Genomic DNA, 13,427 nt, shown 5'->3' on the forward strand with positions numbered 1-13,427 from the left:
ATATGCAGAACAGTAAAAACAAACAAGACACCCTGGCGGCGATCAATGCGCTTGTCGAGATTGCGTATGATCAGGGATTTTCGGACGGACACGGAGTCGGCAATCAAGTCGGTTTTGTAGGCGGTGTGATGAGCCTCAAAGCTGCCTTGGCCTGCGGTTTACGGCATGGCTCACCTGAGTGTGGTAAGGCCCTTGAAAGCCTCAAGCGTATCGGTATCGACGAGTGAGTGAATAGCACCGGTCGTGCGCTATCTGCGCCCGCCCGGTGCTTCTACTCCAGGATCAGCTGGCCCACTAATCAAGGCAGCCTTTCTCGCTATTGCAGAGCCTTCATTCAGAATTTCATTTTGAATCCTGATATGGCTGGGCACAAAGCCCAATGACTCAGAGAAGCGATGCGCGTCAGGGCGAGCGCGGTCGCAGGTGAGCTTTACTATGACGCAGCCAAGTTCGCGAGCTTGTTCAAATGCCCACGAATAGGTTACGACCCAAACCACTTCACGCATATCTTCATGCACCCTCGCCGCTTTAATTTGGGCACGTCACGAGCCTAGGTAGAAAATGTTAGGCGTGTAGGGCAATTGCAGGGTAACCGCTCATCATTTTTGCTATACCACTCCCTTGCGATTGAATTGCGCTCTAAGATCTCAGGCCGTTCAGCAATGGGCCATTCACTTTTTCAAGAGCCGCAGACCATTTAGTACCACCAGCAAACTGACCCCCACGTCCGCAAAAACTGCCATCCACATCGTGGCGAGCCCCATCAGGGTGAAGGTCAAAAACAGTGCTTTGATCCCTAGCGCGAAGTAGATGTTTTGCTTGAGGATGCTGACAGTATCCCGCGACAGTTGCACGAATGCAGGGACCTTGCGCAGGTCGTCATCCATCAGCGCGACATCTGCCGTCTCAATCGCGGTACCGGTACCTGCTGCGCCCATGGCGAAGCCGATCTGGGATTTAGCCAACGCCGGCGAGTCGTTAATACCGTCACCTACCATGCCCACTATATGATTGGCCTTCTGGAGCTTGCCAATCACATCGAGCTTATCTGCTGGAAGCAAGTTTCCGCGCGCCTGGTCGATGCCTAGGCTCCTACCAATGGCCTCAGCGGTATGCTCGTTGTCGCCAGACAGCATCGCAGTCTTGATGCCGAGTTGGTGGAGAGCCTCGATGGCCTTTTGGCTCGAAGGTTTGATAGTGTCGGCCACTCCGAAAATGGCAAGCACACGTTGTGTGTCGAGCAGCGCAACTACCGTTTTACCCTCACGCTCCAGCGCATCCATGGCGCCGGTAAGGATGGGTGTGGTCAAGCTCAGCTCACTGACAAGGCGGTAATTGCCCAGGTAGTAGAGGTGACCGCCAATGACACCCTGGATGCCTCGCCCTGGCAGCGCCTCGAACTGCTCGACATCGGCCAACTGGTCCAGCGAATCCGACGCTGCTTTGGCGATTGCCTGGGAAACCGGGTGGTCGGAGCGGACCGCCAGGCTGGCCGCGATCAGTTCAGGGGAAACGTCAGCGACTTCACCCCACAGACGGTAATCTGTTTGTACGGGTTTGCCATGTGTCAGTGTCCCGGTCTTATCGAAGGCAATGAAACTGAGCTTGGCGCCAAGCTCTAGGTAGATACCGCCTTTGACGAGAATCCCCTTCCGCGTCGCGGCAGTCAGCCCGCTGACGATGGTTACCGGCGTTGAAATGACCAACGCGCAAGGACAAGCGACCACCAACAGAACGAGCGCACGGTAGATCCATTCGGTCCAGACGCCAGCCATGAACAGTGGTGGGACGACCGCAATGGCAACCGCGAAAAAGAACACTGCCGGTGTATAGATTCGGGCGAAACGATCCACGAATCGCTGAGTCGGCGCCCGCGAGTTCTGTGCCTCCTCGACCGCGTGGATAATCCGCGCCAATGTCGTATCGCTGGCCTTGGCCGTCACGCGGTACTCGACCGAGCCAGACTCGTTGACCGTGCCCGCATACACGGGGTCACCCACAGTCTTGTCCACGGGCAAGCTCTCACCGGTGATCGGAGCCTGATTGACCGCCGAACTCCCCGAGATCACCTCACCATCCAGGCCTATGCGCTCGCCTGGGCGCACGCGCACAATAGCCCACAGCTCAACACCTTTGACCTCGACCTCCCGCCAACTGCCATCGTGCTGCTGCACTGTGGCGCGGTCAGGCGTCAGATCAATCAGGCCTTTGATTGCATTGCGTGCGCGATCCAGGGATCTCGCCTCAACCCGCTCGGCCAGCGTGAACAGCACCATGACCATCGCCGCTTCCGGCCATTGGCCAATGAGCGCCGCACCCGTGACAGCAATGCTCATCAGCGCATTGATGTTCAGGTTCAGGTTACGCAGCGAAATCCAACCCTTCTTGTAGGTGGACGGACCTCCCAACGCGATGGCCAACAAGGCCATAAGGGCCACCACCCACTCAGGTGCGGCGGCGGTGAAGTGCAGCACTTCCGAGAACACTGCGGCGATCCCGGCCAATCCAATGGTCCACCAGCGGCTTACGTGGGCATTGGGCGCTACAACCTTGGCTGCCGAGTCGCTGCCCTGCCCAGACGAAGCCGCCGGCACGGCTTGCATGCCCAGTGCATGAATGGCGGCCACGATCTGGCTACTGTCAGCCAGCTCGTGCCAGACACCCATCGTCCTGTTCATCATGTTGAATTCCAGGGCATGAATGCCGGTGACCTTCTTCAGTTTCGCTTCGATCATGGTCTGCTCGGTTGGGCAGCACATTTGGGCGATGCTGAATCTTTCGAACTGACCGCGCCGCTCTCCCGTGGGCGCACGCGATTCATCAACCTTCACATTAGCGCTGGCATGGACGAACAGCGGAGTAGAAGCGTTCGCGGCAGTTGCTGGCTCCGCCAGTGCATACAGCGTGGAGGACGATGCGGCTCGTGCAACCGGAGACGAAGCGCAACAGCCTGTCGCACAGCTCTCGACCGAGGACTGCTCAGTCTCAACCTTGCACGCCTCCCCTGAGGTGCAGCATGCATCAGCTTGTTCTTCCTGCTTGTCCGGTGCAGGGCTACCTACCGGCTCGGCTAACTTGTAAAGGCCAGACTCCTGGGCAGACAGCTTCGGCGAATTCCCCTGGCAGCAGGATGAGGATTGAGCATTCACATCAGCCGCTGCCGCTGGGTCGAACACTTCGACAGCGCCTTTGGTGTTGGAGGGTTTGTCACCGCAGCAGCTTTTCATAGGCAGTTCCTGAGCATCGATGGACATCAGTAAACACCCTATAGCGACTATAGGGACAAGGGGCATCGTTGACAGTTAGGTCACGCTCAGCGTGACTGGCTGATCTCGCTACGGATCAGGTCGTACAGCGGTTGCGCACCAAATGACAGCAGCGGCTTGCCATTCACGAAGAATGTCGGCGTGCCTTTGACCCCCAGTGTTTTGGCATCCTGAGTGTCTCGCTCGATGGCTGCGATGATGTCCGGCGACATCATGTGCGAGCGCGCTTTGTCGACGTCCAATCCGGCCAAGGCAGCGGCTTCCCACGCAGCCGCAGCCGTGGCGTCGTCATGCCATTGCGGCTGAGATTCCAGGACGGCTTCCAGCACAGGCGCAAATACACCCTGCTTGCGCGCAGCCTCCAGTAAGCGAATGGCCTCCTCAGAGCCAACGTGCAAGCGCACATAGCGCAGGACCAGCCTGACGTCCTCGGGGTGTTTGGCCATCATCTGTTTGACGATCGGATAGAACGCCCGGCAGCTTTCACATGATGGGTCGAAGAACTCCACAATGGTGACTGGAGCCTTGGCGGGCCCGAAACTGGGTGCATTGAAACGCAGCAGCGCGCTGGTGGATTGCACCGGCACGGCCACCTCCGGTGCGGGCTCTTTACCTTTGTAGATGAATGCAGCCGCCAGGAAACCCGCGATGGCAAGGAGGCTGATGATGATGACCGCAGTGCGTCTGCTCATGGTTTGGCGTTCCGACGAAGAAGCAAGAGAAGAATGATCAGGAGGGTGAATGCAGCCAGCGAGAGTGAGGGCAAGGGCAGTACGCCCATCATCGTCATGTCCACTCCTGAGCATGAAGGACCTGTGCCGCAGGGCTTGATGGCTTCCGGGATGACGGCGAAGTACAAAAGGTTGTGATACAGGGCTGCAAGCCAACCCGCGGCTGCGAGTGGTACGGCATAGCGCCAGATGTCCGAATCACACCGTACCGTCGCGACGGCAAGCATGATGGCCAGCGGGAACATGAACGCTCGTTGATACCAGCACAACACGCAGGGCTCCTGCCCCATAACTTCACCCACGAACAGCACTACCAGCGTCGAAACGAGTGCCAGCAACCAAGCCGTGAACAGCAGCCCGGCGTCGCTCGGTAACGTTTTTGATGTTGCATCCATAGAGAGAAGCCCGGTCGAGTTCTGAGGCGGAATCGACAATCAACACTGTCGAGGGTCTGAGTATAAGCATCAGGGTTCTAGCGGCTATAAGGTCAACCCTGGTGCTCTGTGCGTATCACTGACTTGCCCGGGCCTCCCAGTACGCCTGGAGTTGGCAGTTGAGTAAGCAGACTACGATCAGAACCGCGAGCAATGCCGAAGGCAGCGGCCCTATGGTTTCGCCGGCATGTCGAACCCAGCGGATGTTACCCTCTGCTGGGCCAATGTCCGGCTGCAAATACACCAGCAGATCGAAGAGGCCAGCGTGCCTGCTGCTGCCGCTGAGAGTAGCCCCCGATAAAGGGCGCTCTGGCCGTGGCGATACAGCGCTGTCGACGCCAGCCACAGGATTGGCACGAGCAGCATCAACTGAACAAGACAAATCACCCCAGGCGCTTGAGCCAACACCACTTCCTGCCCCCAGAGCATCACATTCAGCGCCAACGCGAGAAACCAAGCGGCCACAAGCAGCCCTCGCGGCAAACGTGTCGCCCCACTACTCACAAGGACATAGATCCGCGCCGTACTTCATGCAGTTCGCTCCCTCAAGTCGGTTCGCGTAGACTCAGGGTTATAGCAACTATAAGGTCAAGCTCCATGAGCGAAACAACGTTGAGCATCGGTGAACTGGCCAAGGCGACGCAGACGAAGGCCGTGACCATCCGTTACTACGAGCAGCTCGGGCTGCTGCCGCCAAGTGGCCGCACCGCCGCGGGCTACCGGATCTACGGGGAAGCTGAGCGTGACAGGCTGCTGTTTGTGCGCCGCAGCCGTGGCCTGGGTTTCACCCTCGATGATGTCCGTGAGCTTCTGGGGTTCGCTGACCACCGCGAAGCGTCCTGTGCGGCCGTGGACGCGAAGGTCGCCCAACAATTGAGTCAGGTGAAAAGCCGCATACGCGACCTGAAAGCCCTTGAGGCTGAATTGCAGCGGCTGCTGGGATGTTGCAAAGGCGGTGTGATCGAAGAGTGTCGCATCATCGAGTCGCTGACCCGGCACGACTGCTGACTCTTGTTCAGCAACGGAAGCGCAGGCTGGCTCGGGTGCCTTGCGGTTCGAGGTTGAGCAACGTCGCCTCGCCGCCAAAATGCTCCATCACCTGGCTGACCATGAACAGGCCGATGCCCAGGCCACCCTGCTTGGTGGTGTAGAACGATTTGAACGCGGATATCTCCTGCTGACGGGAAATCCCGGGGCCGGTGTCGTCAATCAACAGAAGTGCTTCGGCGGTGCCTGAGCGCTTTAGCGACAAGCGCAATTCTCCGCCCTCTGGCATCGCCTCGATCGCATTGGCCAGCACACTGTTGAGGACCTGTCCCAGCAACAAGGTGTGACTGATCACCTCGACCTTACCGCTGATCGCCAGCGTAGTGCGAATCCGCGATTGCTGAAGCTGTGCCTCGAAACTGCTCACCGCCTCACGGGTGATGGCCACCAGGTCCACGGATTCTGCCTCGCCGCGCAGCGACCGCAGGTATTGCAGCAGATCATTCACCCACCCCGACATCCGGTCGACCTGCGCAATGATATCCGCGATGTTTCCAACGGCTGGCTGACTTGGCATGACCTGTGCCAGTTCCGCACTGCTGCGGATGCTTGCCAATGGGTTGCGCAGACTGTGTGCGACTGCGGTGGACATCTCCACCAAGCCGGCATACGTCTTGTTTGCCACCAACTGGTCCTGCTGCTCGGTCAGCAGTCGCGCCGCTCGCCACACGATCCAGAACAGACCGAAGTAGATTGCCATCCCACCCAGTGCTGTTGCGGCCCAGATCAGCCTGCGACCGCGCTCCAACCGCTCGAAGAGATCGACTGGCTCCTTGTAGATCTCGACCATCGCCAAGACCTTGCCTTGATCATCCAGCAAGGGAATGTAGTTCTCGACGAAGAACATTTTCGGTGACCGAGTGAACTGTTGCTCTGGTTTGCCAGGCTCGACTTCGTCGTACCGGGCACTGACTCGCCCCCTGAGCGAAAAGCGCTATCCAGCACGCTATCGTGTTCAAGCTTGCGGCCCACCAATTGAGGGTTGGTGGACCAGATGACCTCTTTGTCCGGCGAGAAGATGGTGGCCAACAGAAGGTCTGGAAGGTTGGACAGGTGATCGAGAAACTCTAATCGCGCCCGCTGACGATTCTCTGCGGTGCCCCGCGTGAGCATGCCGTAACGCACAGCGGACAAGACGTCACCCATCTTCATCCCCGTCAGGTCATGGTGACGAATTTCACCAACGGCGATCGACTGGATGAATTGAGCCGAAAGCAACGCATCGCGTTCCAAGCTTTCATTGACCAGAAAGCGCGTTGAAAACCCGGCAAGGCCGAGAGCCACCGCGCCGATGATGATGAAACTGGTCAGCGAGAAACGCAGCATCAGGTTGAGCGGTTCAGAACGCTCAGGAGGCCTCGCCCGAAATTGCCAGGTGCGCATCCGTCCAGAAAACAATCCCATCACGCCTCCTGGTCCTCGGCAGGTCCTTAGCAGGTGCCGGCCGAGAAAGTTGCTAATTCACCTCCCCTATACATGGGGAAAAGAATGGGCTTACCCAGTATTGGGGGATATCTCCATCGCAGCATTACTGCAATCTTCACGTTCTGGCTAAGAAAGCTGTTCACCGGTCATAGAAACCTTCAATTTTCGCACTCTGCGAAGCAACGTAAAAGCAGGCGCACTGAGGATCAGCAAATCCGATGCCAGAAGAGGACTCGCCGGAATATGGAGAAGATTTAGCCAAGCCCCCGCTCCAAGTCTTCCGGTCTAAGTAAAATCAACTTGATCTCCGCAACGAGATGGCTGTTACGGCTTTGGAAGTGGTTGATCATCTTCCATCGGCAGCTGGTACCACTCTCGCCCATGCTGTCTGACCGCGATGGCAAGCTAGGCAACGTCATTTTCCTGAATCTCTGCGGCAAACATATCAGTGACAAGCGCCATCGTTCCGGGCCTACCCCCTTGGTTTTAACCAAGACCGCTGGTTTAGATACCCGGACGGATCGTAAAAATCAGCATGCCCGGATAGCCTGGCGGCGCGATGTCATCGGACAGGGATGCGCCAGCTCAGGGACTGTTCACCAAGCTGGGCACCAGCAGCGATAAAAAGCGCCGTTCTCTATGTCGACAGGGACATTTTTATAATGAAAATTAGGTGCCTTTAGGGTAGGCCAACAGACGTAAGGCGTTGAATACTACCAACAGTGTTGAGCCCTCATGGATCGCAACAGCAGCGCCAATGCTCAAACCCATGATGGTTGACGGAACGAGGATGGCCACAATCCCCAAGCTGACGAACAGGTTCTGGCGAATGATCGATCGCGTGTGACGGCTCAGCCCCACCGCAAAGGGGAGTTGCCTGATGTCGTCAGCCATAAGCGCGATATCAGCCGTTTCCAGAGCCACATCGGATCCCGCAGCTCCCATTGCGATGCCCACGCTTGAGTTGGCCATGGCAGGGGCATCATTCACGCCGTCACCCACCATAGCTACACTGGAGCTAAGGCGGAGATTCTTGATGGCTTTGACCTTGTCCTCCGGCATCAGGTCTCCCCAAGCCTCATCCAAGCCAACTTGTCTGGCTACAGCTTCCGCAACGCGGTTGTGGTCACCAGAAATCATGACCATACGGCCGATGCCCATCTCTCTGAGTTTTTGGAGTGCCTCTTTGGCTCCCTCTCGGGGGGTATCCAGTAACCCGATAGCGCCCAGATCCTTGTCGGCGCGACGTACCACCATGGTAGTGCGGCCCGACTGACGCAGACGCTCTGCAGCCTCCAAGGCTGCTTTGCTCAGTGCGGGAACACCATCAGTACCGAACATCTCGACCTTGCCAATCCAGACGAACTGCCCATCAAGCTCAGCACGCACGCCGCGACCAATCATGTTGGTCATGTTCTTGGCTTGGAATCGGCGCCATGTGCCAATCATCTCTTCACCGTCACGCACAATTGCCGCAGCCAGCGGGTGGTCGCTCATCGACTCCACTGCGATGGCGACGTTTAGTAAATCCTCAATCTGCGTACCGCCTACGGGTATTACATCGGTGATACGTGGGCGCCCTTCGGTCAGGGTACCGGTCTTGTCGAATGCCATGGCATTCAAGGAGCCAAGCTCTTCAAGCGGCGCACCGCCCTTGATCAGTACCCCACCACGAGCTGCCCTGGCGATGCCCGATAGAATGGCGCTTGGTGTTGCGATCGCAAGCGCGCAGGGGCTGGCTGCAACCAGTACGGCCATCGCCCGGTAGAACGAGTCACGGAACGGCTCGTCAAGGAAAATGCCGGCAAAGATCAACCCTACCACTAGCAGCAAAACTAACGGGACGAATACGCGTTGAAAGCGGTCCGTGAATCGCTGGGTCGGTGACTTCCTGACCTCCGCTTCACTGACCATCTTGATGACCCGCGCCAGAGTACTTTCAGTGGAGCGACGTGTTACCTCAACTTCGATGAGCGTTTCGCCATTGATGGTACCGGCGAAGACTTTGGAGGCTGCGTCCACTGCATCTGGCTTGCTCCGTGCGAGTTCAGCATCAACTACAGGCTGCTTGTCAACGGGGACGCTCTCACCGGTCACCGGCGCCTGGTTAATGCTTGAGGAGCCTACAACCACAAAGCCATCGGCAGGCAGGCGGTCATTGGGACGCACGATGACAACGTCACCGGGAACGAGAAGCTCCACCGGCATTTCCTGCGTTCCGTTTGTTCTGCGTACGATAGCGGTGGCCGGTGCGAGCTTGGACAGAGCCTCAATCGCTTTCTTCGCCCGCCCCATCGCGTAGCTTTCAAGGGAATGCCCCAAACTGAACAGGAACAGCAGCAGAGCCCCCTCCGCCCAGGCGCCAATGCTCGCGGCACCGGCTGCGGCGAGAAGCATTAGCGAATCGATGTCAAAGCGTTTCTGGCGGATATTGCTGATCGCTTCCTTGGTGGTGAACCATCCACCGAAAACGTAGGCCGACACGTACAAAACCAGCTGTAGTCGATCAATTAGGTCGAGTTTTCCTGCGAGGGCTCCGGCCCCCAGGAGAGCACCACAGATCAGCGCGAAAATCAGCTCGGTGTTCATGCCAAAAATGCCGCCATGCTCATGGCTATGACCTTCATGCCCGGCTTGATCATCAGGGCGTTCAATCAAACTCTTCATAACTCGTCCCTTCTGGGGTCAAGGCTTCCAATTGCCCTCTGCAGTTGGGAGCCGTCGCTATTAATTAGCTAACATCTAATGCACGGTTTGCCCGGGCCCAGGCGTTAACATTCCGAACCTATGGTGGTATCGGGCGTAATAAAAAATGCCAGGCGCTGCCTGGCATTTATGAATGCTCTAGTTGTTCTGTTCAACTTGCTTACTACTTGTTGTTGATACATTGCGAATACATCGAGTAACGAACGGTCTTGAGCGTGCCCTGGGAGTCCTCGAAGGTCATCAACCGTGGGTAGACTTGGCAAGTACGGGGGTCCTGCGACTGACGCACGAACTTAGCAACGTCTATCTTCATACCATATTTGTAATCCTGAATCTCTGGCATTGGCTTGCCATTCTTCTCTGCGTACGTAGCCACTGCGGTCTGGTGTTCCTTGGTGTATTGCAGCTGCTTGCTCTCGGAGAAAGTGTTGGCCTGCGAAGCCATCGAGAAAACAACAAGTGCAGCAGCGATAATTATCTTTTTCATAAAACCCTCTCAATTTCAAATCTTCTCGGGCATAACCTTAGCAATGCATAGGCATCACCGGCATGACGAGAAACTTACAATTTTGAAAGGTAAGTGCATCTACTTCACTTTAAACAAAAAAGCCCACAACACGTGTTGTGGGCTTCTCTCTAGCGGAGGCTGTTAGCTAACCACTTCGGCCTCCTCGCCGTCTTCATCCTTACGGTGTGCCCAGTGATACAGGGCAGGCAGTACGAGCAAGGTCAGTGCGGTGGAGGACAGGATCCCACCAATCACCACTGTCGCCAATGGCCGCTGAACTTCTGCACCGGTACCGGTGGCCAAAGCCATCGGGATGAAGCCCAGGGACGCTACCAAAGCTGTCATCAGAACAGGTCGCAAACGGGTCAATGCGCCTTCATCGACTGCCTGCCTGAGCGTCCGCCCCTCCTCTCTTAGCCCGCGGATGAAGGCAATCATCACCAGGCCGTTCAGTACTGCAACGCCGGACAGTGCGATGAAGCCGACACCTGCCGAGATCGACAGAGGGATGTCCCGCAGCCACAGCGCCACAACACCACCAGTGAGTGCGAATGGAATACCAGTGAAGACCAGCATGCCGTCCTTCAGGTTGTTGAACATCAGGAACAACAAGGTCATGACCAACAGCAAGGCGACTGGAACAACGATCTGCAGACGCTTGGCTGCCGACTGCAGCTGCTCGAACTGGCCACCCCAAGTGGTCCAGTAGCCGGCGGGAATTTGCACCTTAGTATCCAGCGAGGCTGCTGCTTCCTCAACGAAGGATCCCAGGTCGCGGCCTCGAACGTTTGCACTAACGATCACTAGACGTTTGCCGTTCTCGCGGCTGATCTGGTTCGGTCCCAGTTGCAGGTCTAGATTCGCAACCTGCGACAGCGGGATGAAGCCGATCTGATTGGCGCCCTGGGCCGCATTGGCAGGTACCGGGATCAGCAGGCTAGACATACCCGCCACGTCGGTGCGAACGGTCTCAGGCAGGCGTACCACCATGTCGAAGCGCCGATCGCCTTCATACAGCGTACCGGCCTGACGGCCACCCACCGCGATAGCGATCGAGTTCTGAACATCCGCGATATTTAGGCCGTAGCGCGCAGCTTTTTCACGGTCAATATTGATGGTTAGGACCGGCAGACCGGATGTCTGTTCAACTTTCACTTCCGACGAGCCCGGGACCGCTCTGAGCACTGCTGCGATCTTGTTGGCAGTATTGTTGAGCACGTCCATATCATCGCCGAAGACCTTCACAGCGACGTCACTACGCACACCCGAAATCAGTTCGTTGAAACGCAGCTGGATTGGTTGGGACAACTCATAGTTACTCCCTGGAATACCTTCAGCGGCTTTCTGCACTTCAGCGATTAGCTCATCACGTGACTTCTTGGGGTCCGGCCACTGGTCCTGCGGCTTGAGCATGATGTAGGCGTCGGAAGCGTTAGGCGGCATTGGGTCAGAAGCGATTTCTGCAGTACCCGACCGAGCGAACATCCGCTCTACCTCGGGAACCTGCGCCATCACCGCTTTCTCCAAGCGCTGTTGCATCTCTACGGACTGAGTGAGGCTCGTTCCAGGCACACGCATCGCCTGCATCGCGAAATCGCCCTCACTGAGGCTTGGGATGAACTCGCTACCCATCCGACTTGCCAGTACACCGCTGAGCACGACCAAGGCTACTGCGGCCGAGAAAGCGATGTTCCGATGTCCCAGCACCCATTGCAGAACTGGCTCATAGCGCTGTCGAGCTGTGCGCATGACCACGCCTTCCTCTTCCTTTACCTTGCCAGTGACGAACATGGCAATAGCTGCAGGAACAAAGGTAACGGACAGGATCATTGCTCCCAGCAGCGCCATCACGACGGTAAAGGCCATCGGGTGGAACATTTTACCTTCGACGCCGGTGAGGGCGAAGATCGGCAGGTACACCACCATAATGATTAGCTGACCGAAGATCAGCGGCCGGCGAGCTTCTCGCGCCGCAGCAAAGACCTCATGGAAGCGTTCGGTTTTGGTGAGCATGCGGCCATGCTTATGCTGCGCATGAGCCAGTCGTCGGATCGCGTTTTCTACGATCACCACAGCACCGTCGACGATGATGCCGAAGTCGAGTGCCCCCAAACTCATTAGGTTGGCACTGACCTTGTTGTTGAACATGCCTGTGAAGGTGAACAGCATGGACAGCGGGATCACCATCGCGGTGATCAGTGCAGCACGGATGTTGCCGAGGAACAGGAACAGAATGGCAATTACCAGAATCGCACCTTCCACCAGGTTCTTCTTCACCGTAGCGATGGCTTTTTCAACCAGATTGGTGCGGTCGTAAACGGTCACGGCCACCACGCCCTTTGGCAGGGTGCGGTTGATGTCCGCCAGTTTGGCGGCGACAGCTTGAGATACGGTACGGCTGTTTTCACCAATCAGCATGAACACAGTACCGAGCACGACTTCGCGGCCGTTCTCAGTAGCAGCACCTGTTCGGAGCTCTTTGCCGATGCTGACGTCAGCAACGCTGCTGATGCGAATCGGTGCACCATCCACGCTGGTGATCACGATGTTGGCGATGTCTTCGATGCTGCTTACCTGACCTGGCGCACGGATGAGCAACTGCTCACCATTACGCTCGATGTAGCCGGCGCCGACGTTGGCGTTGTTACTTTCCAACGCTGCGACCAGGTCATTGAGGGTCAGCTTGTAGGTAGCCAGGCGCTTTGGATCCGGCGCAACCAGGAACTGCTTGGCGTAGCCGCCGATGGTGTTGATCTCCGCTACACCCGGCACATTGCGCAGCTGAGGCTTGATGATCCAGTCCTGGATCACGCGCAGGTCGGTCGGGGTGTACGGTGTACCGTCCTCTTTGACCGCGCCATCTTCGGCTTCAACGGTCCACAGGAAGATCTCGCCGAGGCCGGTAGATACCGGACCCATGACGGCTTCTACACCGTCTGGCAGCTGTTCCTTCGCAACCTGCAGCCGCTCGTTGATTAACTGGCGGGCAAAGAAGATGTCAGTGCCATCCTTGAAGATCACGGTGACCTGAGACAGGCCAGAGCGAGACAGGGAACGGGTCTGCTGAAGGCCCGGGAGACCGGCCATGGCCGTTTCAACAGGAAACGTGATCCGTTGTTCGGTTTCCAAAGGCGAATAACCAGGCGCTGCAGTGTTAATCTGCACCTGAACGTTGGTGATATCGGGTACCGCATCGATGGGCAGCTTTTGATAGCTGTAGATACCGATACCCGCCATGATCAGAACAGCGATCATTACTACGATGCGCTGCTCGATGGCGAATCTGATGATACGTTCAAACATGAGAAAT

General features: G+C 57.1%; 10 protein-coding genes. 2 read left to right on the top strand and 8 right to left on the bottom strand.

Annotated features, from left to right (window positions below):
• The first annotated feature begins 2 nt into the window (after nt 1-2).
• The gene (locus ACNQP3_RS24855) at nt 3-227 is read left to right on the top strand and encodes a hypothetical protein (protein ID WP_059183346.1); all 225 of its coding nucleotides are present in this window, start codon (nt 3-5) and stop codon (nt 225-227) included.
• 444 nt (nt 228-671) lie between these two features.
• On the opposite strand, the gene ACNQP3_RS24860 is transcribed toward ACNQP3_RS24855, so the two are convergent.
• The 3 genes from ACNQP3_RS24860 to ACNQP3_RS24870 all read right to left on the bottom strand — a co-directional run bounded on the left by ACNQP3_RS24860 (nt 672) and on the right by ACNQP3_RS24870 (nt 4,392).
• The gene (locus ACNQP3_RS24860; protein WP_059183347.1) at nt 672-2,759 is read right to left on the bottom strand and encodes a heavy metal translocating P-type ATPase; all 2,088 of its coding nucleotides are present in this window, start codon (nt 2,757-2,759) and stop codon (nt 672-674) included.
• A 554-nt stretch (nt 2,760-3,313) separates the two neighbouring features.
• Nucleotides 3,314-3,958 (bottom strand): DsbA family protein, encoded by a 645-nt coding sequence (locus ACNQP3_RS24865; RefSeq protein WP_059183348.1) that lies wholly within the window; start codon nt 3,956-3,958, stop codon nt 3,314-3,316.
• Complete coding sequence (locus ACNQP3_RS24870; protein ID WP_059183349.1) at nt 3,955-4,392, bottom strand: disulfide bond formation protein B; 438 nt, start codon at nt 4,390-4,392, stop codon at nt 3,955-3,957. Before ACNQP3_RS24870 ends, ACNQP3_RS24865 begins: the two co-directional genes overlap by 4 nt.
• A gap of 636 nt (nt 4,393-5,028) precedes the next feature.
• On the opposite strand from ACNQP3_RS24870, the gene ACNQP3_RS24875 reads away from it, so the two are divergent.
• Nucleotides 5,029-5,439 (top strand): MerR family transcriptional regulator, encoded by a 411-nt coding sequence (locus tag ACNQP3_RS24875; RefSeq protein ID WP_059183350.1) that lies wholly within the window; start codon nt 5,029-5,031, stop codon nt 5,437-5,439.
• Nucleotides 5,440-5,446: 7 nt separating this feature from the next.
• Here the strand turns inward: ACNQP3_RS24875 and ACNQP3_RS24880 are convergent, their stop codons facing one another.
• From ACNQP3_RS24880 to ACNQP3_RS24900, 5 genes are all read right to left on the bottom strand, one after another.
• Nucleotides 5,447-6,268, bottom strand: coding sequence for a sensor histidine kinase (locus tag ACNQP3_RS24880; RefSeq protein ID WP_256560056.1), 822 nt, complete (start codon nt 6,266-6,268; stop codon nt 5,447-5,449).
• Nucleotides 6,205-6,882 (bottom strand): hypothetical protein, encoded by a 678-nt coding sequence (locus ACNQP3_RS24885; RefSeq protein ID WP_060494134.1) that lies wholly within the window; start codon nt 6,880-6,882, stop codon nt 6,205-6,207. Before ACNQP3_RS24885 ends, ACNQP3_RS24880 begins: the two co-directional genes overlap by 64 nt.
• Nucleotides 6,883-7,572: 690 nt before the next feature.
• Nucleotides 7,573-9,570: a heavy metal translocating P-type ATPase gene (locus ACNQP3_RS24890; RefSeq protein ID WP_059183352.1), complete on the bottom strand. Its 1,998-nt coding sequence runs from the start codon at nt 9,568-9,570 to the stop codon at nt 7,573-7,575.
• A gap of 202 nt (nt 9,571-9,772) precedes the next feature.
• Nucleotides 9,773-10,096, bottom strand: coding sequence for a DUF2790 domain-containing protein (locus ACNQP3_RS24895; protein WP_059183353.1), 324 nt, complete (start codon nt 10,094-10,096; stop codon nt 9,773-9,775).
• Nucleotides 10,097-10,258: 162 nt separating this feature from the next.
• On the bottom strand, nt 10,259-13,420 hold the full coding sequence (locus ACNQP3_RS24900; protein ID WP_059183354.1) for a CusA/CzcA family heavy metal efflux RND transporter: 3,162 nt from the start codon (nt 13,418-13,420) through the stop codon (nt 10,259-10,261).
• Nucleotides 13,421-13,427: the final 7 nt, after the last annotated feature.

The organism is Pseudomonas sp. LFS074 (assembly GCF_047978165.1).
Taxonomy (GTDB): domain Bacteria; phylum Pseudomonadota; class Gammaproteobacteria; order Pseudomonadales; family Pseudomonadaceae; genus Aquipseudomonas; species Aquipseudomonas putida_P.

Bases quoted from the DNA above. Each gene is read 5' to 3' on its own strand.
- ACNQP3_RS24870 (WP_059183349.1), bottom strand. From the start codon at position 4,392: ATGGATGCAACATCAAAAACGTTACCGAGCGACGCCGGGCTGCTGTTC.
- ACNQP3_RS24900 (WP_059183354.1), bottom strand. From the start codon at position 13,420: ATGTTTGAACGTATCATCAGATTCGCCATCGAGCAGCGCATCGTAGTA.
- ACNQP3_RS24855 (WP_059183346.1), top strand. From the start codon at position 3: ATGCAGAACAGTAAAAACAAACAAGACACCCTGGCGGCGATCAATGCG.
- ACNQP3_RS24865 (WP_059183348.1), bottom strand. From the start codon at position 3,958: ATGAGCAGACGCACTGCGGTCATCATCATCAGCCTCCTTGCCATCGCG.
- ACNQP3_RS24895 (WP_059183353.1), bottom strand. From the start codon at position 10,096: ATGAAAAAGATAATTATCGCTGCTGCACTTGTTGTTTTCTCGATGGCT.
- ACNQP3_RS24875 (WP_059183350.1), top strand. From the start codon at position 5,029: ATGAGCGAAACAACGTTGAGCATCGGTGAACTGGCCAAGGCGACGCAG.
- ACNQP3_RS24880 (WP_256560056.1), bottom strand. From the start codon at position 6,268: ATGGTCGAGATCTACAAGGAGCCAGTCGATCTCTTCGAGCGGTTGGAG.
- ACNQP3_RS24890 (WP_059183352.1), bottom strand. From the start codon at position 9,570: ATGAAGAGTTTGATTGAACGCCCTGATGATCAAGCCGGGCATGAAGGT.
- ACNQP3_RS24860 (WP_059183347.1), bottom strand. From the start codon at position 2,759: ATGTGCTGCCCAACCGAGCAGACCATGATCGAAGCGAAACTGAAGAAG.
- ACNQP3_RS24885 (WP_060494134.1), bottom strand. From the start codon at position 6,882: ATGGGATTGTTTTCTGGACGGATGCGCACCTGGCAATTTCGGGCGAGG.